This is a genomic window from Amycolatopsis australiensis (genome assembly GCF_900119165.1).
GTDB classification, from domain to species: Bacteria; Actinomycetota; Actinomycetes; order Mycobacteriales; family Pseudonocardiaceae; genus Amycolatopsis; species Amycolatopsis australiensis.
The window spans coordinates 6,767,870-6,789,236 of the sequence record NZ_FPJG01000006.1; the positions used below are offsets into that span (position 1 = coordinate 6,767,870).

Below are 21,367 nucleotides of genomic sequence, written 5' to 3' on the forward strand. Positions count from 1 at the left end.
AACGGGTTAGACCACGTGGCGGTGGGTAGCCCACAAGTGGAACCAAGAAGGTGCTACCGACGATGGGAGCGGATCGTGTATCGACATAGCCCGGACTCTGGCGTCGATACCGGGGAAAGCGCCGAGGACGAGCAAACCGGGACCGCGGCCCGTACCGCCGGCACCGCGGTCGCCTCGAGGTTCGAAGAGCTCGCACCGGCGCTGCCGAACGAGATGGCCGGGCTGCGCCGCAAGCTGATCGGCTGGCTGGACGGGTTGCCGCTGGACCCGGCCATCCTGCACGACATCACGCTGGCGACGTACGAGGCATTGGCGAACGTGGCGGCCCACGCCTACCCGGACGGCCACGGCTGGGCCCGTCTGCAGGCAACTCGAACGGGTGACGCCCTGACCGTGACGGTGACGGACACGGGCTGCGGAATCCCGGCGACGCGCCCGCACAAGGCAGGGTTGCGCACGTCGGGTGGCCGCGGACTGGTGCTGATCGACAAGGTGACGGACCAGTCGGACATCGACACGGGCGGCCAAGGAACAACGGTCCGCATGACGTGGCGCCCGGCGGCGCTGAGGGAAAAGACCCCGGCCTGAGCCACGCACCCGGCCTGCGCACGCCTGCCTGGGAAATCGGTTACCCCGGCGGGGTCGCGAAGACGGCAGGCGAGGGGTGCTTGCCGAACGGCGGCAAAAGCACATCCCTCACCCCCCTCGAAACCCCCTCAAGCCGCCCTAGCCAGCCGGACCATCCGGTTCCGCGGATAGGAAACCAGCTCCCGCTCCTCATCGGTGGTGAAGATCTCGACGGAGTCCTCCAGCAGCTCCGCCGAGTTCACCTGCAGTGGCCACGCCGGCAGACCCGGCGCGGGCTCGTGCCAGAACCACTGGCCCTTCGTCAGCTGGTCCGCCGGGACCGTCGCGTCGTCGGTGTTCATGGCCATGAGGCTAGCCGCCACCACCGACAGTTTTCGCACTGCCTCACGCGTGCCCGGTGCCCGCTGCGTACGCTGGCGGCATGAGTGTCCGCCACACCGTCGTCGCGTCCCCGGTCGGTCCGCTGACCCTGGTCGGCGACGGCGCCGCGCTCATCGGGCTGTACTTCGACGGCCACCTGCGCACACCTCGCGTCACCGACCTGGGTCCGCGCGTGGACGACGGCTTCGAAGCCGTCGTCCAGCAGCTCGGCGAGTACTTCGCGGGCACGCGGCGCGAGTTCGACCTCGAACTCGCGCCCCGCGGCTCGGCGTTCGAAAAGCAGGTCTGGGCGCTGCTGACGAAGATCCCGTACGGCGAGACGCGCACGTACGGGCAGCTGGCCGCCGAGCTGGGCGATCCCGGTGCCGCGCAGGCCGTCGGGAACGCCAACGGCTGGAACCCGATCAGCATCGTCGTGCCGTGCCACCGCGTCGTCGGCACCAGCGGCGGCCTGACCGGGTACGCCGGCGGCCTCGCCCGCAAGCGGTTCCTCCTCAGCCTGGAAGAACCGCCCGCGGACGAGGTCGGCCGCCTGTTCTAGCCCACCGCGCAGGTCACGGTCGGGTCCGTCAGGTTCCCGCCGTGCTGGACGGTGAACCCGATGACGTTGCCGCTGCCGTTGGGCCGTGCGGTCAGCACGTACCCGGTGCTGTCCCAGGTGCCCGTGTAGTTCCAGCTGCCGATCACCTTCTGGGGCGCGTGGAAGGTGATCGTCAGCACCCAGGTGTTCGTGCCGGACACCGTGACCTGGCCGTTGAAGCCGACGTTCCACTCCGCCGTCTTGGCGTAGGCCGCCGTGCAGCCGCCGGACGGCGGTGTCGTGGTGGTCGCCGGCGGTGTGGTGGTGGTCGTGCCGCCGTCCGGCGGGGCGCCGTTGTTCAGCGCGTCGAGCACCGCGGTGTAGGCGGCCTTCTTCTGGCCGTTGCCGTCGAAGAGCAGCGGCGTCGCCGACGCGCGCCACGAGTCCGTGTCCCGGATGCCCCACACCGTCATCCCGGTGCACCGCGGCACCGCGAGGCACGCCTGCGTGACGGTCCGGAAGTTGTCCGCCTGCGTGGTGCCCGAACCTTCGATGTCCAGCTCGGTGATCTGGACGTCCACGCCCAAGTCCGCGAAGTTCTGCAACGTGGTCCGGTAGTTCGACGGCACCGGGCTGTTGCTGTTGAAGTGCGACTGGAAGCCGACGCAGTCGATGGGCACGCCGCGGGACTTGAAGTCCTGCACCATGCGGTACACCGCCTGGGTCTTCGCCTGGTTCCAGTCGTCGGTGTTGTAGTCGTTGTAGCAGAGCTTCGCGCCCGGGTCGGCCGCCCGCGCGGCGCGGAACGCCGCCTCGATCCAGTCGTCGCCGGTGCGCTGCAGGTTCGAGTCGCGCCGGGCGCCCGAGCCGCCGTCGGCGAACGCTTCGTTCACGACGTCCCAGGCGTAGATCTTGCCGCGGTAGTGGCCCGCGACCTGGGTGATGTGGTTGAGCATCGCCTGCCGCAGCGCGGTGCCCTCCATGCTCTGCATCCAGCCGGGCTGCTGCGAGTACCAGGCCAGCGTGTGCCCGCGCAGCCGCGCGCCCTGGCTCGTGGCCTGGTCGACGATCCGGTCGGCGTTCGCGTAGCTGAACTGGTTCTGGTTCGGCTCGGTCGCGTCCATCTTCATCTCGTTCTCGGGCGTGATCATGGTGAACTCGCGGCTCAGGATGCCGGTGTACACCGAGTCCGAGAGCTTGCTCGCCGAGACGGCGGTGCCGAAGTACCGGCCGGTGCGGGCCGCGGCACCGCCCAGCGTGCTTCCGGCGGGCGGGGCGGACGTCGTCGTGGCCGGCGGCGGCGTGGAAGTGCTGTCACCGCCGCTGTTCAGGCCGAGGAACGCGATCGCGTACTGCACCATCCCGTTCTGCGGCAGCACATGCCCGGCGCCCTGGACGCTGATGCCCTCGACCGGCGCCTGGGTCCCGGTGCCGCCGTAGCGGGTGCGCGTCCACCCGGACTGCGGGGAATCGGTCGACGACGGCGTCTGGCTCACGCCGCGCAAGTTGGTCCACTGCTTGATCTCCTCGCCGAAGTTCGGGTAGCGGAGCGTGTCGTCGGCGGTGCCGTGCCACAGCTGCATCCGCGGATACGGGCCGCTGCGCCCGCCGCTCATCTGGCGGGCCTGGTCGCCCCACTGCTGCGGGGTCTTCGTGATCTGCCCGTTGGCGCACTGGCTGTTCCAGCTCGACCCGTCGGTGGTGGCGAAGCAGCCCGCGGGCACGCCCATGAACGCCGAGCCCGCGGCGAACACGTCGGGGTACTCGGCCGCGAGCACGTTCGTCATCATCGCGCCCGAGGAGAACCCGGTGACGTACACCCGGCCCGGGTCGACGTTGTAGTGCTGCTTGGCGTAGCCGACCATCGACAGGATGCCGACCGGGTCGCTGCCGCCGCCGCGGGTGAGCGCCTGCGGCGAAGACACGTCGAAGCACTGCCCGCTGCGCGTGGCCTCCGGGAACACGATCACGTACCCGTACTGGTCGGCCGCGGTGACGTAGTCGCGCGCGTAGCCGTTGAACACCGCCGACGCCGAACCGGTGCAGTAGTGGATCGCGACCAGCAGCGCCGGCCGGGCCGCGACCCGGTCCGGGACGTAGACGTACATGTTGAGGTTGCTGGGGTTGTCGCCGAAGCCCGTCACCCGCGTCAACGTGGCTGCCGACGCGGGTTGCGCGGCGATCAGCACGATCGCGGCGGCGATCGGCAGCACGGCGGCGAGGAGGGCGGTGAGGAGTCGTCGCACTCGGGGAATCCTTTCCGGGGGCAGGAGAGGAACTGCGATGATGGTTCGTTCGCGGGCCCGGGGCGGTCAACGATTATCGAGATGTTTCGGACCCGTTCGAGGGTGGGTGCGGCGCGGCCACCCAACCGCGGCGGATCCGGGTTAGCCTCGGATCATGGCTGAAGGAAACGCGCTCGGGGAGTTCCTCCGGGCCCGCCGGGAGCAGGTGCGGCCCGAGGACCTCGGCCTGCCCGGCGGCGGGTCACGCCGGGTCGCGGGCCTGCGCCGGGAGGAGGTCGCCCTGCTGGCCGGCGTCAGCACGGACTACTACGTCCGGCTGGAGCAGGGCCGGGAGCGGCGCCCGTCCGGGCAGGTCGTGGCCGCGCTGGCGCACGGGCTGGCGCTGGACGACGACGCCACCGCCCACCTGCACCGGCTGGCGCGTCCGGCGCCCGCGCGCCGCCGCCCGCGGCGGCGGGAGCAGGTCAGCCCGAACCTGCTGCGCCTGATGGACCGCTGGCCGGACACGCCCGCGCTCGTGCTCGGCCGCTGCCTCGAGGTCCTGGCGCACAACGCGCTGGGCGAGGCGCTGTTCGCCGGCCACACCCACAGCGGTGACCTGGTCCGGCTGGTGTTCCTCGACCCGGACGCGCGCGAGTTCTACCCGGACTGGGAGCGCGTCGCGGTCAACACGGTCGGCGGCCTGCGTGCGGCCGCGGGAATCGATCCGGACGACCCGCGGCTCGTCGAGACGGTCGGCGAGCTGTCGGTCAAGAGCGCGGACTTCCGCCGCCTGTGGGGCCGCCACGACATCCGGCAGAAGACCCACGAGACCAAGCGGTTCCACCACCCGCAGGTCGGCGAGCTGGTCCTCAGCTACGAGGCGCTGACCGTGAACAGCGCACCCGGCCAGCAGCTGGTCGTCTACCAGGCCGAGCCGGGCAGCACGTCCGAAGCCGCGCTCCGGCTGCTCGGCAGCCTCGCCGCCGGCTGACCGAACCCTTTCCCCGTCAATCCACAATGGATGGAGTACTTCGTCGTGCCCGAAAACGCTGTCTGGTTCATCACCGGCTGCTCGACCGGCCTCGGCCGGGCGGTGGCCGAAGCCGTGCTCGGCCGCGGCCTGCGGGCGGTCGTCACCGCCCGCGACCCGGCCCAGGTCGCGGACCTCGCCGCCGCCCACGGCGAGCGCGCACTGGCCCTGCCGCTCGACGTCACCGACCACGCGCAGGTCGTCGACGCCGTGAAGCGGGCGGAAACCGCGTTCGGCCGGATCGACGTCCTGGTCAACAACGCCGGCTACGGCTATCTCGCCGCGGTCGAAGAAGGCGAGGACGAGGAGGTCCGGCGGCTGTTCGACACGAACGTGTTCGGCCTCGCCGACGTCACCCGCGCGGTGCTGCCGGGCATGCGGGCCCGGCGCAGCGGGCACGTCGTGAACGTCTCGTCCCTCGGCGGGCTCGCCGCCTTCGGCGCGACCGGCTACTACCACGCGACGAAGTTCGCCGTGGAAGGGCTTTCCGAGTCGCTGGCCGCCGAAGTGGCGCCGCTGGGGATCAAGGTGACCATCGTGGAGCCTGCCGCGTTCCGCACGAACTGGTCCGGACCCTCGATGCGGCAGTCGGCCGTCCGCATCGACGACTACGCGGAGACCGCCGGCGCCCGGCGCGCGGCGACCACCGCGACCTACGGCCACCAGCCGGGCGACCCGGTCCGCGCGGCCGAAGCGATCCTCACCGCCGTCGGCGCCGGCGAACCGCCCCTGCGGCTGCTGCTCGGCAAGGCGGCCTACGACATCGCCACCGCGCGGCTCGACACGCTGCGCACCGCCTTCGACGCCTGGCGCGAGGTCACCCTCGGCGCCGACTTCCCGGAAGGAACCCGGTGAAGACCGTCCTCATCACCGGGGCCAGCAGCGGTATCGGCCACGCGACCGCGCTGCGGCTGGCCCGCGAAGGCCACCACGTCGTGCTCGGTGCCCGGCGCGAAGACCGCCTCACCGCGCTGGCGAAGGAGATCCGCGACGCCGGCGGCACCGCCGACGTGCACCGCCTCGACGTCACCGACCGGGCCGAGGTGGCCGCCTTCGCCGACGCCGCTGTCGCCGCGCACGGCCGGCTCGACGTCTTCGTCGCCAACGCCGGCGTGATGCCGTTGTCGCGTTTGGACGCCCTGCTCGTCGACGAGTGGGACCGGATGATCGACGTCAACGTCCGCGGGCTGCTCCACGGGATCGCGGCCGCACTCCCCCACTTCCGGCGGCAGGGGTCCGGCCACTTCGTGACGATCGCCTCCACCGGCGCGCACCAAGTCGTGCCCACGGCGGCCGTCTACTGCGGGACGAAGTACGCCGCCCGGGCGATCACCGAAGGCCTGCGGCTGGAGGCGGAACCCGGCATCCGCGTCACGACGGTCTCGCCGGGGGTCACCGAATCCGAGCTGGCCGACAGCATCACCGACGAAGGCGCCCGGGACGCGATGCGCAGCTACCGCGCGGTGACCCTGCCGTCCGACGTCATCGCCGGGGCCGTCTCCTACGCCATCGGGCAGCCGGACGGCGTCGACGTCAACGAAGTCGTCGTGCGGCCCACCACGCAACGGTAGGGCTTCAGCGCTCCAGCTCGGCGATGACCCGCGGGATCTCGGCCACCAGCTCCCGCGCCAGCAAGCCGGTGCTGCCGGTGCGCGGGAGCAGGCGCTGGCCCGCCACGGCGTGGACGTGCGTCGCCCAGCACGCGGCCTGGTCGGCCGCCGCGCCGCGGGCCAGGAAGCCGCCGGTCAGCCCGGCCAGGACGTCGCCGCTGCCGGACGTCGCCAGCCCGACGTGCCCGCTGCCGTCGCGCCAGGTGCGGCCGCCGGGTTCGGCGACCACGCCCATGAGCAGCACCACACCCCGGTACCGCCCGGCGATCCGCACCGCCGTCTCCAGGTCGTCCACGTCCTTTTCCTCGCAGCCGTCGAGGAAGGCCGCTTCCACGCGGTTCGGTGTCAGCACGAGCCGTCCGGCCAGCGGCTCGGCCAGCTCCGGGGCCCGGCTCAGCGCGCCGAGCGCGAAGGCGTCCAGCACCACGTGGGCGTCGGGGGCGACGGCGGGGACCAGGCGCCGCAACAGGTCCTCGGTTTCGGCGGCACCGGTGAGGCCGGGACCGACGACGACGGTTCCGGCGCCCGGCAGCACGTCGGCCAGCCGGTCCACGGCGTCGCCGCCGATCGCGCCCGAGCCGGTTTCCGGCAGGCCGAACACCGACGACTCCGGGACGGAGACGCCGAGGGTCGACGCGTGCCGTTCGCTGACCGCCAGCTGCAGCGTGCCCGCCCCGGCGCGCAGGGCGGCTGTCCCGGACAGCGCCGGCGCGCCCGGCACCGTCCGCGCGCCGCCGACGACGAGCACCGTGCCACGGTCCTCGGAGCCGATCCGCCGGTCCCGCAACAGGGCCGGGCTGATCGGCTCCGGGTCAGGAGAGCTGTTGCGCGGCATCGTCGTCCGCCGTCGGCGGGGTCGAAGTGGCGTGCAGGTGGCCGACCTCCTGGGCCAGCACCATGGTGAACCCGCCGTCGGGGTCGCGGTCCCACGCCGTCACCGAGCCGTTCGGGACCTCCGTGACGCCGGCCACGCGCAGCAGGTCGGGCTCCGGCAGCCCTTCGAGGAGGTAGCGCAGCGCGAACACCGTCATCTCGTGCGCCGACAGCAGGACGCGCGCGCCGGGCCGCTGCGCGCTCAGCTCGTCGAGCAGGGACCGCAGCCGCAGCACCACATCGGCCCAGGACTCGCCGCCCGGCGGCCGGTAGTAGAACTTCCCGAGCCGCCGCTTGCGCCGCAGCTCGTCCGGCCAGCGTTCGCGGACGCCGTGCGAGGTGAGCAGGTCCAGCACGCCGAGCTCGCGGTCGCGCAGCCGTTCGTCCGGGACGATCGGCACGCCGTCGGGCACGGCCAGCCGCGCGGTGTCCCAGGCCCGGCGGTAGGTCGAGGTGACCACGAGGTCCGGCGGCCGCTCGGCGAGGAACGCCGCGGCGGCCTTCGCCTGCTCCCGCCCCAGGTCGGTCAGCGGCACGTCGGCGTCGCGCTCGGCGATGTCGATCACGTCCGCACCCGCCGACTCCGCCTCTTCCCTGGCCACGTTCCCGGTGCTCTGCCCGTGGCGCAGCACGGCCACCCACTCCAAGTCGACGCTCACGCCCGGCTGGTTACCCCCGGGGACCCGCCGTCGAAACCCGGGATGGTTAGGCGCGCAAAAGGGTTCCGGCTAGGGTCGTTCCATGTCGCGAAGTCTCGACGCCCATGACCGGCTGCAGCAGCTGGAGACGATCATCGGCGAACCGGCCGCCCACCTGGGCCTGGCCGAGCTGCTCGCCGAGACTTTGCAACGCCTGCGCGACGTCCTGGAGGTCGACACCGCGACCGTGCTGCGGTACCAGGCCAGCGGCGGCCAGCTCGTGGCGTTCGCGGCGGCCGGCATCGAAGAAGAGGTCCACCAGGGCGTGCGGGTGCCGGTCGGCAGCGGCTTCGCCGGCCGGGTCGCGCTCGAGCGGGCGCCGGTCATCATCGACCACGTCGACGACTCCACGGTCGTGAACTCGCTGCTGTGGGAACGCGGCCTGCACTCCATGCTCGGCGTGCCGATGCTCGCCGGTACCGAGCTCGTCGGGGTGCTGCACGTCGGGTCCGTTCCGCCGCGGGAATTCACCGACGACGAAGTCGTCACCATGCAGCTGCTGGCCGACCGCCTCGCCATGACGATCCAGGTCGAAGCACTGGAGGAGAACCGCTCCGCCACCATGGCGCTGCAGCGCAGCCTGCTGCCGAGCAAGCTGCCCGACGTGCCCGGCCTCGCGTTCGGCGCGCGGTACGTGCCCGGCGCGGAAACCGGCCTCGGCGGCGACTGGTACGACCTGTTTCTCCTGCCGGGCGACCGGCTCGGCGTCGTGATGGGCGACGTCTCCGGCCACGGCCTGGACGCGGCGGTGATCATGGGACGGCTGCGCAGTGCCCTGCGCGCCTACGCCCTCGACTGCGAAAGCCCGGCCGAGGTGCTCGCCAAGCTCGACCGCAAGGCCAACCACTTCGAGCACGGCGCGATGGCGACGGTCGCGTACGGGATCATCGAGCCGGCCCGCGAGACGATGGCGCTTTCGCTCGCCGGGCACCTGCCGCCGGTGCAGGCGACGGCCGGGGAGCCCGGCCGGCTGGTGGCCGTGCCGCCGGATCCTCCGATCGGCCTGACCATCGGGCAGCCGCGGCGCCGGACGACGGTGGTGGACCTGCCGCCGGGCAGCGTGCTCGCGTTCTACACCGACGGCCTGGTCGAACGCCGGGACCGGCCGGTGGACACGGGGATGCGGCAGCTGGCGGCGGCGCTGCGCGCCGGGGAACCGGACTGGGTCTGCGCGCAGGTGATGTCGGCGATGATCGGCAACCGGGCGGCCCAGGACGACGTGGCCCTGCTGGCCATCCAGCGGCAGGTCGTCCCGGCCGGTGCGTGACGGGCCGGGACGACGCCGGTCAGGATCCGGCCAGCGCCGCCTCGCGCGTCGGGAACAGCGACAGGCTGTCCTCGAGCCCGGTCAGCTGGATCGGGCGCAGGGTCGCCCGGCCGGACGCGACGATCCGGACGGTGGTGGCGGCTCCGGCGTCGCGGTGGATCGTCAGCAGCGCCGTGAGGCCGGGCGAGGCCAGGAACTCCACCCGGGTCAGGTCCACCACCAGCAGCGGCGGCTCGGCGGCCAGCGCCTCTTCGGCGGCCTGGACGAGCGCCGGCGCGGTGGTCGTGTCCACGTCCCCGGAGACCTCGACGACGACCGCGCCGTCCTGCTCCGTTCGGGCGACGCGGAATTCGCCGAATGGCACAGCGGTGGCCGAGCCCTCAGTGTGGATGTGCTCCGTCATCGTGTTCTTCTCCTCGCCTTCGGCAGCGCCCCGGGAGGTCCGAGGGCGCGCGGGGTCACGAAGGCTGTCTGCTCAACCGGGTTCAATCATGCCTGCCCTGCTCCCGGCTCGCCGCGTCAGTGGCCGCTCCGCTTTGCCGGAAGCCTGCGAGCAGGCAAGATGAGCGCCATGGCCGAAACGGACGCGACCGGGGACACACTCGGTGACGCGGCCGGCCCCGCGGGCAGTGTCGTCCTGGAGCACCAGGACGACACCGCTGTGCTGCGGGTCGCCGGAGCACTCGACCTCGCGCTGGCACCGAAGCTGCGGCAGCTGGCCGAGCGCGCGTCCCGGCTGGAGCCCGCGACGCTCGTCATCGACCTGACCGGCGTCACGTTCCTGGCCTCGGCGGGCATGGCCGAGCTCGTCCGCGCGCACCGCGGGCTGACCGTCTCCTCGCCCGTGCGGGTGGTGGCCAGCGGCCGGATCACCCTGCGTCCCCTGGAGCTGACCCGGCTGACCGACGAGCTGGCCATCTACCCGTCGCTGGCCGAGGCGCTGGCCGCGGGATGACCGCCCCGGAGTTCGACGAGCTGCTCGACGCGGTGCGCCGGGCCTTCGGCAGCGGCGCCGGCGCCGCGGCCACCGGGGTGCGGCCCCTCGGTCCGGCCGAAGCCCGCGCAGTGCTCGGCGACCGGTTCGCGGCCGCGGTGACCGACCCCGCGCTGCTGGCCGAGCTGGTGCCGGGGCAGGAGGTCACGGGCGCGCTCGCCGTGGCGGGCGGCGGGCGGCACGCGCTGGTCTACGCCACCGGGACGGCAGGCGGGACGCCGGCCGCCATCGCCGCCGGCATCGAGGCGGCCACCGCGCATCTCGCGGACACCGTGCGCGGGCTGCGCAGCGAAGCCGCGGTGCTCGACGCGCTGCACTCGACCGGACGGCAGCTGACCGCGCAGCTCGACATCGACCGGATCGTGCAGGACGCGACCGACGCGGCCACGAAGGCGACCGGCGCGGAGTTCGGCGCGTTCTTCTACAACCTCATCGACGAGTTCGGCGAGTCCTACACGCTGTACACGCTGTCCGGCGTGCCGCGCGAGGCGTTCGCCGGGTTCCCGATGCCGCGCAACACCGCGGTGTTCGCGCCGACCTTCGACGGCGACGGCACCGTCCGCAGCCCCGACATCACGCGCGACCCGCGGTTCGGCAAGAACGCGCCGCACCACGGGATGCCGGAAGGGCACCTGCCCGTGTGCAGCTACCTGGCCGTGCCGGTGATCAGCCCGACCACCGAGGAGGTGCTGGGCGGGTTCTTCTTCGGCCATTCGCGGCCGGACCGGTTCACCGCGCGGCACGAGTACCTCGCCGAGAGCATCGCCGGCTACTCGGCCATCGCGCTGGACAACGCGCGCCTCTACGAACGCGAGCGCACCCTCGCCTCGGAGCTGTCGCGCAGCATGCTGCCGGTCGCGCCGCCGACACCCGGCCTCGACGTCGTCACCCGGTACCTGCCCGCGGCGACCGGCAGCAAGGTGGGTGGGGACTGGTTCGACGTCATCGCGCTGCCCTCCGGCGCGACCGCGTTCGTCATCGGCGACGTCGTCGGCCACGGCGTCACGGCGGCGACCGTGATGGGCCAGGTCCGCACGGCGATCCGGTGCTACGCGCTGCTCGGGCTGCCGCCCTCGGAGGTGCTGCGCGACGTCTCGGCGCTGACCGGCGGGCTGTTCGGCGAGAGCTTCGTCACCTGCTTCTACGCGGTGCACCGGCCGGACGAGGGCACGCTGACCTACGCCAACGCCGGCCACCTGCCCGCGATCCTGATCCGCCCGGACGCCGGGCCGGAGCAGATCGGCGAGGCGCTGGCGCAGCCGCTGGGTGTCGGCGCCGAGTTCCCGCAGCGCACCACGGCGTTCCCGCGCGGCGCCGACCTGGTCCTCTACACCGACGGGCTGGTCGAAAGCCGCACGCGGGACCTCACGCTGGGTGTGGAATGGCTGCTGGCGGGCATCCCGGCGGTGCTGGCCGCGGCGGATCCGGGCCCGGCGTGGGACAAGCTGATCGACGAGCTGACCCACGGCAGGCACGACGACGACATCGCCCTGATCCACGTGCGCCACCGCGGAGAGGACGGAGCATGACGGACCCCCTCCCCCCGGGCGCGCCCGCGCCCCCGGCGACGTTCCACCGCCGCGTGGTCGCGGTGGCGGACCGGCTGCCCGAGCTGCGCGAGGCACTGGGGAAGTGGCTGCGCACGCTCGGCCTGAGCGAAGAACGCCGGGAGGACATCGTCCTCGCCGGCTACGAGGCGATGGCCAACTCGGCCGAGCACGCCTACCGGGACACCGAAGCGGGCCCGGTCGACGTCCGGGCCGAGGCCACGAACGGCAGGCTGACCGTGACGGTCACCGACTACGGCGCCTGGCACCCGCCGACCGAGACGAACGGGCTGCGGGGGCGCGGCCTGCTGCTCATCGACACCCTCGCCGACCACAGCGCGAAGGTGCACCGCGAGGACGGCACGACCGTCACGATGACGTGGCTGGCCGACGGCGCGCGCTGAGGGCCCGCTGTCACCCGGCCGTGCGAGGTGCGGGTGCGCGGCAGGGGCCGTCGCGGTCCAGTAGGCTCGCCCGGGTCGCGTGAACCGGGAGTGTGATGAGCGTCGGTGAGGCATCCGGCCACCGTGCCGTGTTCCCGGGCACCAGCCAGATGGCCGCCCGGATGCGGGCGTTCGACTGGGCGTCGTCCCCGCTCGGCGAGCCCGCGGACTGGCCGTCGAGCCTGACCGCGGCCGTGCGGATCTGCCTCACCTCGCGGTTCCCGATGATCGTCTGGTGGGGCCCGGAGCTGCGCTTCCTCTACAACGACGCCTATCTGCCGCTGCTGGGCACCAAGCACCCGGCGCTGGACAAGCCGGGCGCGGCGGTCTGGAGCGAGATCTGGCACATCATCGGCCCGATGCTGGACAGCGTGATGGCCACCGGCGAGGCGACCTGGTCGGAGGACCTGCTGCTGCCGATGAACCGGCACGGCTACTGGGAAGAGACCTACTGGACCTACTCCTACAGCCCGGTCCACGACGACGAAGGGGCCGTGCGGGCGGTGTTCACCGCGGTCACCGACACCACCGAACGCGTGATCGGCGAACGCCGGCTGGCCACCCTGCGCGAGCTGGGTGCCCAGGCCGGCATCGCCCGCAGCGTCGAAGAGGCCTGTGAGCTGGTCGCCGGCGTGCTGGGCCGGGCCGGCGCGGACGTGCCCTACGCCGGGATCCACGTCCGGGACGGCGGCGGCGACCTCGTCCTCGCCGCCGCCACCCCCGGCGGCGCCGGGCACGCGGACGGCTGGCCGATCGAGGAGGTGCTCGCCGACGGTGTCCCGCGGACCGTGTCCGGCCTGTCGGCGAAGTTCGGGGAACTGCCGTCGGGCGGCTGGTCCACTCCGCCCGCCGAGGCGATGGTGCTGCCGCTCGCCGGCGACACCGGCACCGCGCCCACCGGCGTGATCGTGCTCGCGGCCAGCGCCGGGCGCGCGCTCGACGAGTCCTACCGGACGTTCCTGGGCCTGGTCGCCCAGCAGACGGCGGCCCTGGTCAACGGCGCGCTCGCCTACCAGGCCCAGCAGCAGCGCGCCGAGGAGCTCGCCGCGCTCGACGCGGCGAAGACGACCTTCTTCGCCAACATCAGCCACGAGTTCCGGACGCCGCTGACGCTGATCCTCGGGCCCGTCGCCGAGCTGGACAAGACGCTCGGCGACGCGGACGAGCGCGTCCGCGAGGAGATCGCCGTCATCCACCGCAACGCGCTGCGGCTGGGCCGGCTGGTGAACAACCTGCTCGACTTCTCCCGGATCGAGGCCGGCCGGATGCAGGCCCGGTTCGAGCCGGTGGACTTCGCCGCGTTCACCGCCGAGCTGGCGAGCGTGTTCCGCGCCGCCGTCGAGCGGGCCGGCCTGCGGTTCGCCGTCGACTGCCCGCCGCTGACCGAGCCGGTGTACCTCGACCGCGGGATGTGGGAGAAGGTCGTCCTCAACCTGCTGTCCAACGCCGTCAAGTACACCTTCGAGGGCGAGATCCGGGTGAGCACCGCGCTCGACGGCGCGCACGCCGTCGTCACCGTGGCCGACACCGGGATCGGGATCGACGCCGCGGAGCTGCCGCGGCTGTTCGAGCGCTTCCACCGGATCCCGTCGGCGCGGGCGAGGTCGAACGAGGGCAGCGGGATCGGCCTGGCGCTGGTGCGCGAGCTCGTCACGATGCACGGCGGCGAAGTCGCCGTGGAGAGTGCGCCCGGGGTGGGCACGACGTTCCGGATCCGGCTGCCGCTGGGCACCCGGCACCTGCCCGCCGAGCACGTCGCCGGCGCGTCGTCGGCGGGCGCCTCCGAGCCCGGCACCGCGGAGCCGTACGTCCAGGAGGCGCTGCGCTGGCTGCCCGACGACGGCGAACGTCCCGCGCCGGCCCGGGTCACCGGCGCTCGCGTGCTCGTCGCCGACGACAACGCCGACATGCGCGACTACCTCGCCCGGCTGCTGCGCGACGACTACGCGGTGACCGCGGTGCGCGACGGCGTCGAGGCGTTCGCCGTCGCCTGCGCCGAGCCACCCGACCTGGTCATCAGCGACGTGATGATGCCGCGGATGGACGGGCTGAGCCTGCTCGCCGAGCTGCGGCGCGACCCGCGCACGGCCGCCGTGCCCGTGCTGCTGCTGTCCGCCAGGGCCGGGCAGGAGGCCGCGGTCGACGGGCTGGCCGCCGGTGCCGACGACTACCTCGTGAAGCCGTTCTCGGCGCGGGAGCTGCTCGCCCGCGTCCGCACGACCGTCCAGCTGGCCCGGTTGCGGACGCAGCACTCCCGGTGGCGCGCGGCGATGATCGACTCGCTGCAGGAGGGCTTCTTCGTCTGCGACGCCGACGGGCAGGTCGTGGAGATCAACTCCGCGTGCGGCGAGCTGCTGGGCTTCGGGCCCGACGGGCTGCCCTACGCGCCCCCGCATCCGTGGTGGCCGGACCGCGACGCCGACCCCGGCGCGTACCGGCAGGTCGCCGACGCCTTCGGGCGGGTGCGGACCGAGCCAGCGGGCAGCTTCGTGCTGCCGTTGCGGCACCGTGACGGGCACCGGGTGTGGGCCGCGATCTCCTACAACGAGCTGCACGACGACGAGGGCCGCCGCCGGCTCGTCGGCACGATCCGCGACGTCACCGCCGAGCGCTACGCGGTGCAGCGGGAGAACGCGCTCGCCGCGATGAACCAGCGCCTCGCCGGGGCCAGCGGGGTGCCCGGAGTGCTGCGCACCGCCCTGGACCTGCTGCGTGAGCTGTGGCAGGCCGAGCGCGTGCTCGCGGTGACCTGGCCGCGCGACGGCGAGCCGGAGCTCACCTCGACCGACCCCGGCGACCGGCGGTGGGCGGACCTCGCCGCGCCGCTGCGCACGACGCTCGAGCAGGTCCGCTCGCTCCCGGCGATGCACGCGACGCCCGCCGAGGGCGGGGCGGGCGCGACCCTGGACCACCCCGGCGGCCGCTTGACGCTCTGGGTGGAACCGGGCCCGGAGCGCCCGCTCGGTACCGAAGACCGGACACTGCTGGCGCTGCTGGCCGGGACGCTGGCGCACGCCCTGCGCCGCGCCCACCGCGACGACCGCCAGCGCGAAGTCGCCATCGCGCTGCAACGCTCGATCCTCGGCCCGGCCCGGCTGCCCGACGGCTTCGCGGTGCGCTACGAACCGGCGAACCCGCCGCTGGAGGTCGGCGGCGACTGGTACGACGTCGTCCCGCTGTCCGGCGACCGGATCGGCATCGTCGTCGGCGACTGCGTCGGCCGGGGCCTCGCGGCGGCCGCGGTGATGGGCCAGCTGCGCAGCGCCTGCCGCGCGCTGCTGCTCGAGGCCAACAGCCCGGCGCACACCCTGACCACGCTCGACCGCTTCGCCGACCGGCTGCCGGGCGCGTTGTGCACCACCGTCTTCTGCGGCGTTCTCGACCCGGCCACCGGCGCGCTCACCTACAGCAGCGCCGGGCACCCGCCCGCCACCCTGGTGCACCGCGACGGCACGGCGGAGTTCCTCGACGCGGGCGGCAGCGTGCCGCTCGCGGTCCGGGTCGCCACCGAGCGCCCGGAGGCCACGGCGGTCGTCCCCGTCGGATCGCTGCTCATGCTCTACACCGACGGCCTGGTGGAACGTCGCCGCGAAGCGCTGGACGACGGCATCGGCCGTGCCACCGCGGTGGCCCACGGCGCGCGCGACGCGGACCTCGCCGACCTGGCGGCGACGCTGATGGGCCGGCTCCGCCCGGCGGACGGGTACGAGGACGACGTGGCGCTGCTGCTCTACCGCCGGTCCGTGCCGCCGCTGGACCTGGACTTCCGGGCGCACCCGGACGCCCTCGCGTCGACGCGCCACTGGCTGCGCGCGTGGCTGGCCAACGCGGCCATCGAGGAGGATCTCGCGCAGGACGTGCTGGTCGCGGTGGGTGAGGCGTGCGCCAACGCCATCGAGCACGCCTACCCCGGCGGCTCCGGTGAGGCGCACCTGGCGGCCGGCCTGACCGGCGCGCACCTGGTGGTGACCGTCACCGACCGGGGCCGCTGGAAGCAGCCGCCGCCGGACAACCAGGTGCTGCGCGGGCGCGGGATGCCGATGATGGAGGCACTGGCCGACGCGGTCACGCTCCGGCACGGCACGGACGGCACCACGGTGACGCTGGAATGGAGAATCGCTTCGTGACGACGGCACTCGCGCTGGTCGCCACCACGGGCGGCGACGGAGACCGGACCCTGACCGCGACGGGCGAGATCGACATGAGCAACGCCGCCGAGTTCGGTGCGGCGCTGGACCGCGAGCTGGCCTCGGGAGCGGCGGTGACGGTGGACCTGACGGGCGTGACGTACCTGGACAGCGCGGGCGTGTCGGCGCTGTTCGACCGGGCCGCGGACCACGACCTGCGGCTGCGGGCACCGCGCCTGCTCGAACGCGTCCTGCGCATCTCGGGCCTCACCGAGGCCGTGAAGGTGACGATCTGCTGAAGCCGGCCGGGCGTTGTTCTCGCCCGGAAAAGCACCCGGGCGGTTGACCGCGACCACACCGGGTAAGCGGGACGGCAGCGACGGTCGCCGGGTGGGTTGTGCTGCCGGCTGTCGTCAGGTGGTTCCGGCGGCCAACCCACGACGTTCAGCAGTGAGCGGCGGGCCGGAGCCACCGCCTTCCCGGCGCGGGCGGGTAAGGTCGCCGCCGGAACCGGGAAAGAGGTGACGACCGTGGCCGGTGAGCCGATCTCGCCTGCGGACCTCGACGAGCTGACCGCCGCGATGGCGGACCTCACGAGCGCGCTGGAAAACGAGCCTGCCGAGCGCGAGATCCTCGACGCCGTCTGCGCCGAAGCCGTCCGGGCCGTGCCCGGGGCCGACATGGCCAGCATCACCGCGATCCGCGACGGCGCGCCGGAGACCGCCGCCTCCACCGACGAACGCGCCGTCGAGATCGATCGCGTGCAGTACGCCGCGGGGCAAGGGCCGTGCCTGCGCGCGGCCGAGACGGGCGAAATCGTCCGGGTGCCGCTCGCGACCGCCGGGAGTGTCTGGCCCGAGTTCACCGCGCACGCCCGCCGCGTCGGCGTCGGGAGCTATCTCGCCGCGCCGCTGCGCGTGGACGAGAGCCTCGGCGGCGCACTCAACCTCTTCGGCTACGGCGACCACGGGTTCGCCGAGACCGACTCCCGCATGCTCGAGCTGTACACCACGATCGTCTCGTTCGGGCTGCGCGCCACGCGGCGCTACCAGCAGGCCCGCAAGCGCGCCGCCGAGCTGGAGACGGCGATGAGCTCGCGGGCGGTGATCGAGCAGGCCAAGGGCATCCTGATGGCCGTGCACCGGATCACCGCCGGCGACGCCATGAAACGCCTGATCACCGAGTCGCAGCACTCCAACGTGAAGGTCCGGGACGTCGCGACCCGGTTCGTCCGGGAGCTGTCCGCGGCGGACTGACGCTCAGGCGTTGTGGCGCACCCGGAACGGCCAGGTCAGCGTGATCACCGTGCCGTCGTCGGTGGAGCGCAGGTCGAGCCCGTCGACCAGGGCCTGGATCAGGCGCAGGCCACGGCCGCCGTCGGCGCGTTCGGCGAGCGTCGCCCAGCGCCCCTGGTCGGCCACGGTGACGATCAGCACGTCGTCGTCGATGCGCGCCCGGACGTCGATCAGCCCGGGACGGCCGTGGTAGGCGTGGTCCAGCACGTTGGCCATGGCTTCCCAGCAGGCCAGGACGACGTCGTCGGCCTGTCGCCCGACCTCGTCACCCGCGCGCCTGCGCAGCCACGACACGAGGTGCCGCCGCAGGCTCGGCAGCGTCCGTGGCGAAATCGTGCCGCGGTAGCGCCAGCCGTCCGAACCGTGCTCTTCCACGTTCACCTCCCCGGGGGACTGCAGGTTTGCTACCCACCGGTCCGGTTTCTCAATCGCCGGTGACGCCGTTCGGCCCCTGGTGCCGCGCGGGCCACCGTGATCGGATGTGCGGATGACTCGGTCGACGTCGTCCGTGGTGCTGTGCGCGGTGCTGGCCGCCGCCCTCCTGCCCGTCCCCGCGGCCGCGGCCGCCACCACCCCGGGACCGGGCGTGGTCTCGCACTTCGGCCTGGCCCGCAAGGACTGCCTCGGCACCGCGCGGAACACCACCAGCAAGGCGTGGTTCACCGTCGCGGGCGGAGTGCTGTCCGACGTGTACGCGCCGGCGATCGACAACACGAACGTCGAGACGTTCCAGTTCGCCGTCACCGACGGGCGCACCTTCACCGACCTGCAGGCGCGCGACATGACCTACACGGTCCGCACCAGCGCGGGCGGGATGGCCTGCGAGGTGACCTCGACGCCGCGCAGCGGCCGGTACCGCCTGGTCACCGAGTACCTGACCGACCCGGCCCGCACCGGCGTGCTCATCCGGACGCGACTGGACCCGCTGCGCGGGTCCGGTCGTGACCTCAAGGTCTACGTGCGGTTCGACGCGAGCATCAACGGCAACGGCGGTGGCGGCCCGGCGAACGGCGGCGGCGACACCGCGACCGTCGACCCGGCGACGAGCGCGCTGGTCAGCGCCGACGCGAACACCGTGTCGAGCGCGCCCGCCCGTGACTACGGCACGCCGCTGGCCGCCGCGTTGCGCGCCGATCGCCGGTTCCTGGGCACCTCCAGCGGGTTCGCGGGCACGGACGGCGACGGGCTGGCCCAGCTCGACCGCGACCACCGGCTCACCGATCACACGGCTTCGGCGGTGAACGGCAACGTCGTGCAGACCGCGCAGCTGGACGTCGAACCGCGCCGCCCGGCGGTGCTGGCGCTCGGGTTCGGCCCGGACGCCCGCACGGCCGTCGAGACGGCGGGCGCGAGCCTGCGCACGCCGTTCGACGAGAGCTACCGCGAGTACGCGCGCGGCTGGCGCGACTACGACAACGGGCTGATTCCGGTGCGCGGCAAGGACGCCGACGCGTACTACCAGTCGGTCAACGTGCTGAAGGCCAGTGAGGACAAGACGTTCCCGGGCGCGGTCGTGGCGTCGCTCGGCAGCCCGTGGGGTCAGGCGGTCTCCGCCGGCGACGCGCCCGGTGGCAAGCCCGTCTACTTCGGGTCCTACCGCGAGATCTTCGCCCGCGACCTCTACGAAAGCTTCTCGGGCCTGCTCGCCGCCGGCGACCGCGAGACGGCGCGGGCGAGCGTGCGCTGGCTGTTCGGCCGCCAGCAGCAGCCGGACGGCCGGTTCCCGCGCAACTCGCTGCTCAACGGCAAGAAGGCACCCGACTCCGGCGGTGACCAGCTGGACGAGAGCGCGTACCCGATCCTGATGGCTCTGCAGGCCGGGCTGGACCACGACCGCACGCTCTACACCGACCACATCCGGGCGGCGGCCGACTTCGTCGTCGCGCACGGCCCGGCGTTCGGCTCGGAACGCTGGGAGGAACAGGGCGGCTACTCCCCCTCGACGATCGCCGCCGAGATCGCCGGGCTGGTGGCGGCGGGCGTGATCGCCGACCGCAACGGCGACCCGGCGCGCGCCCGCGTCTACCGCGCCACGGCCGACCACTTCCAGCGCGGCGTCAAGGGGTGGACGGTGACGTCCACCGGCCCGTACGGCGGCCGGTACTTCCTGCGGCTGACCAAGAACGGCAACCCGGACTCGGAGTGGATCTACAACCTCGGCAACGGCTCGGTCGACGCCGACCAGCGCGCGGTCGTCGACGCCGGGTTCCTCGAGCTGACCCGCCTCGGCGTGCTGCCGGCGGACGATCCCGACGTCACCGCGTCGCTCGGCGTCGTCGACCGCGTGATCAAGCGCGACACGCCCGCCGGGCCGGGCTGGTACCGGTACGGGACATCCGCGCCGGGCAGCGAAGACGGCTACGGCGACTGCTACGAGCCGGACCCGACGAACTGCGCCCCGACCGGCGCGCCGTGGCCGTCGACGAACACCGGTTCCGGGCACCTGTGGCCGGTGCTCGCGGGCGAGCGCGGCGAGCAGGCCGTGCAGGCCGGCGACCGGGACGGCGCGGCGGCGTTGCTGCGCGCCATGCGCGCGCAGACCGGCGGCACCGGGCTGATTCCCGAGCAGGCGTGGGAAGACCCGGCGCTGCCGGCGTCGCCGTACGGTTCGGACCCGCGCACGGCGTCGATCGGCTTCGCCCCGGGACAGCCCGCGGGTTCGGTCGCGCCGCTGAGCTGGGCGCAGTCGCAGTCGGTGCGGCTGGCCCGGGCCCTGGACGACGGACGGCTGCCCGAGCAGCCCGCCGACGTCCGCGCCCGGTACGTCACCCACGCCCCGCCGGCGGCGCTGGCCGTGACGCTCGACGCGCCCGCGTCGGTGTCCACGGCGACCGCGGCGGTCACCGGCACCGCACCGGCCGGCAGCCAGGTCGACCTCGCCGTTTCGGCGACCGACGCCGGGACGACTTCGGTGCTGTCGGTCCGGGCCTCGGCGGCGGGCACGTTCAGCGCGACGGTGCCGACACCGCTGGGCGCGAACGTCGTCACGGCGACGGCGACCGGCGCGGGGACCGGGTACGCGCAGAAGACCGTCAGCTCGGACTTCGTCACCGGGACGGTGCTGCTCGACACGACCGACCCGGACGGCGACGACAACGGCCCGGGCACCTTCACCTACCCGACCGCCGGGGACTTCCACGCCGGCGCGTTCGACCTGCAGCGGTTCCAGGTCGTCGACTCGGGGACGCAGCTGGTGTTCCGCGCGCGGATCCGCGACCTGACGCCGACGTTCGGCTCGCCGCTGGGCGCGCAGCTGCTGACGATCTACGCCCATGACCCGGCCGCGACGGCGACGTCGACCGCGGCACCGTTCCCGAGCCGGGCGTACACGATCGCCGCGCAGGACGCGTGGAGCCGCCGGATCGAGGTCCAGGGCTTCGCCGACCCGGCGCTCGTCGACGCTTCGGGCGCTTCGCTGGCGACGCCGTCTGTCCAGGCTTCGCAGGCGACGCGGTACATCACGGTGAGCGTCGCGAAGTCGGCGTTCGGGACACCGGGAGCCGGCTGGACGTTCGCGGTGGTGCTGACCGGGCAGGACGGCAACTCCCCCGACCAGGCGCGGCCGTTCACCCCGACGGCCGGGCCGTACACGTTCGGCCTGTGCGCGCCCGGCGGCGCGGCGCCGGTCTGCGCCGCGGACCCGGCGACGGCACCGAAGGCGTTCGACGTGCTGACGCCGTCCGGCGTAGCCCAGGCGGTGGAGCTGGACCCGACCCGCGGGCCGGTCGCGGTGCGCGGCGTGCCGGTGGGCTGATCTGGCAGGCTG

Annotated in this window: 19 protein-coding genes; 13 read left to right on the top strand and 6 right to left on the bottom strand. The window is 73.6% G+C overall.

What is annotated here, in order from left to right; genetic code table 11:
- Nucleotides 1-75 precede the first annotated feature (75 nt).
- Nucleotides 76-588, top strand: coding sequence for an ATP-binding protein (locus BT341_RS32960; RefSeq protein WP_245805198.1), 513 nt, complete (start codon nucleotides 76-78; stop codon nucleotides 586-588).
- 128 nt (nucleotides 589-716) lie between these two features.
- Here the strand turns inward: BT341_RS32960 and BT341_RS32965 are convergent, their stop codons facing one another.
- On the bottom strand, nucleotides 717-929 hold the full coding sequence (locus BT341_RS32965) for a hypothetical protein (protein WP_072482314.1): 213 nt from the start codon (nucleotides 927-929) through the stop codon (nucleotides 717-719).
- A gap of 80 nt (nucleotides 930-1,009) precedes the next feature.
- Here BT341_RS32965 and BT341_RS32970 point away from each other — a divergent pair, with 80 nt between their 5' ends.
- A complete protein-coding gene (locus BT341_RS32970) occupies nucleotides 1,010-1,510 on the top strand; it encodes a methylated-DNA--[protein]-cysteine S-methyltransferase (RefSeq protein WP_072479962.1) in 501 nt (166 codons plus the stop codon).
- Here the strand turns inward: BT341_RS32970 and BT341_RS47485 are convergent.
- Nucleotides 1,507-3,735: an extracellular catalytic domain type 1 short-chain-length polyhydroxyalkanoate depolymerase gene (locus BT341_RS47485; protein WP_072479963.1), complete on the bottom strand. Its 2,229-nt coding sequence runs from the start codon at nucleotides 3,733-3,735 to the stop codon at nucleotides 1,507-1,509. The two genes, BT341_RS32970 and BT341_RS47485, sit on opposite strands and share 4 nt — an antisense overlap.
- Before the next feature lie 154 nt (nucleotides 3,736-3,889).
- Here BT341_RS47485 and BT341_RS32980 point away from each other — a divergent pair, with 154 nt between their 5' ends.
- From BT341_RS32980 to BT341_RS32990, 3 genes are read left to right on the top strand one after another with little or no spacing between them, the layout of a single operon-like run.
- Nucleotides 3,890-4,708, top strand: a complete 819-nt coding sequence (locus tag BT341_RS32980; RefSeq protein WP_072479964.1) for a helix-turn-helix transcriptional regulator — start codon at nucleotides 3,890-3,892, stop codon at nucleotides 4,706-4,708.
- A gap of 30 nt (nucleotides 4,709-4,738) precedes the next feature.
- Entirely contained in the window at nucleotides 4,739-5,602 is an 864-nt protein-coding gene (locus tag BT341_RS32985; RefSeq protein WP_072479965.1) for an oxidoreductase, read from the top strand.
- Nucleotides 5,599-6,318 (top strand): SDR family oxidoreductase, encoded by a 720-nt coding sequence (locus tag BT341_RS32990; protein ID WP_072479966.1) that lies wholly within the window; start codon nucleotides 5,599-5,601, stop codon nucleotides 6,316-6,318. The genes BT341_RS32985 and BT341_RS32990 overlap by 4 nt, the downstream gene beginning before the upstream one ends.
- A 4-nt stretch (nucleotides 6,319-6,322) precedes the next feature.
- Here the strand turns inward: BT341_RS32990 and BT341_RS32995 are convergent, their stop codons facing one another.
- Both BT341_RS32995 and BT341_RS33000 read right to left on the bottom strand, forming a co-directional pair.
- Complete coding sequence (locus BT341_RS32995) at nucleotides 6,323-7,192, bottom strand: NAD(P)H-hydrate dehydratase (protein WP_072479967.1); 870 nt, start codon at nucleotides 7,190-7,192, stop codon at nucleotides 6,323-6,325.
- Nucleotides 7,170-7,889 (bottom strand): histidine phosphatase family protein, encoded by a 720-nt coding sequence (locus tag BT341_RS33000; RefSeq protein WP_072479968.1) that lies wholly within the window; start codon nucleotides 7,887-7,889, stop codon nucleotides 7,170-7,172. Before BT341_RS33000 ends, BT341_RS32995 begins: the two co-directional genes overlap by 23 nt.
- A gap of 82 nt (nucleotides 7,890-7,971) precedes the next feature.
- On the opposite strand from BT341_RS33000, the gene BT341_RS33005 reads away from it, so the two are divergent.
- A complete protein-coding gene (locus tag BT341_RS33005; RefSeq protein ID WP_072479969.1) occupies nucleotides 7,972-9,195 on the top strand; it encodes a PP2C family protein-serine/threonine phosphatase in 1,224 nt (407 codons plus the stop codon).
- A 19-nt stretch (nucleotides 9,196-9,214) separates the two neighbouring features.
- Here BT341_RS33005 and BT341_RS33010 read toward each other — a convergent pair whose 3' ends face one another.
- Nucleotides 9,215-9,598, bottom strand: a complete 384-nt coding sequence (locus tag BT341_RS33010; RefSeq protein ID WP_072479970.1) for an STAS domain-containing protein — start codon at nucleotides 9,596-9,598, stop codon at nucleotides 9,215-9,217.
- A 168-nt stretch (nucleotides 9,599-9,766) separates the two neighbouring features.
- Here BT341_RS33010 and BT341_RS33015 point away from each other — a divergent pair, with 168 nt between their 5' ends.
- From BT341_RS33015 to BT341_RS33040, 6 genes are all read left to right on the top strand, one after another.
- The gene (locus BT341_RS33015) at nucleotides 9,767-10,150 is read left to right on the top strand and encodes an STAS domain-containing protein (RefSeq protein ID WP_072479971.1); all 384 of its coding nucleotides are present in this window, start codon (nucleotides 9,767-9,769) and stop codon (nucleotides 10,148-10,150) included.
- Nucleotides 10,147-11,718 (top strand): PP2C family protein-serine/threonine phosphatase, encoded by a 1,572-nt coding sequence (locus BT341_RS33020; protein WP_072479972.1) that lies wholly within the window; start codon nucleotides 10,147-10,149, stop codon nucleotides 11,716-11,718. Before BT341_RS33015 ends, BT341_RS33020 begins: the two co-directional genes overlap by 4 nt.
- Nucleotides 11,715-12,140: an ATP-binding protein gene (locus BT341_RS33025; protein WP_072479973.1), complete on the top strand. Its 426-nt coding sequence runs from the start codon at nucleotides 11,715-11,717 to the stop codon at nucleotides 12,138-12,140. The genes BT341_RS33020 and BT341_RS33025 overlap by 4 nt, the downstream gene beginning before the upstream one ends.
- 95 nt (nucleotides 12,141-12,235) lie before the next feature.
- A complete protein-coding gene (locus BT341_RS33030; protein ID WP_072479974.1) occupies nucleotides 12,236-16,306 on the top strand; it encodes a SpoIIE family protein phosphatase in 4,071 nt (1,356 codons plus the stop codon).
- Complete coding sequence (locus BT341_RS33035; protein WP_072479975.1) at nucleotides 16,303-16,605, top strand: STAS domain-containing protein; 303 nt, start codon at nucleotides 16,303-16,305, stop codon at nucleotides 16,603-16,605. The genes BT341_RS33030 and BT341_RS33035 overlap by 4 nt, the downstream gene beginning before the upstream one ends.
- Nucleotides 16,606-16,836: 231 nt before the next feature.
- On the top strand, nucleotides 16,837-17,562 hold the full coding sequence (locus BT341_RS33040) for a GAF and ANTAR domain-containing protein (protein ID WP_072482315.1): 726 nt from the start codon (nucleotides 16,837-16,839) through the stop codon (nucleotides 17,560-17,562).
- Between the two features lie 3 nt (nucleotides 17,563-17,565).
- On the opposite strand, the gene BT341_RS33045 is transcribed toward BT341_RS33040, so the two are convergent.
- Nucleotides 17,566-17,976, bottom strand: a complete 411-nt coding sequence (locus BT341_RS33045; protein ID WP_072482316.1) for an ATP-binding protein — start codon at nucleotides 17,974-17,976, stop codon at nucleotides 17,566-17,568.
- A gap of 112 nt (nucleotides 17,977-18,088) precedes the next feature.
- Between BT341_RS33045 and BT341_RS33050 the strand changes: the two genes are divergently transcribed.
- Complete coding sequence (locus BT341_RS33050) at nucleotides 18,089-21,355, top strand: glucodextranase DOMON-like domain-containing protein (RefSeq protein ID WP_072479976.1); 3,267 nt, start codon at nucleotides 18,089-18,091, stop codon at nucleotides 21,353-21,355.
- Nucleotides 21,356-21,367: the final 12 nt, after the last annotated feature.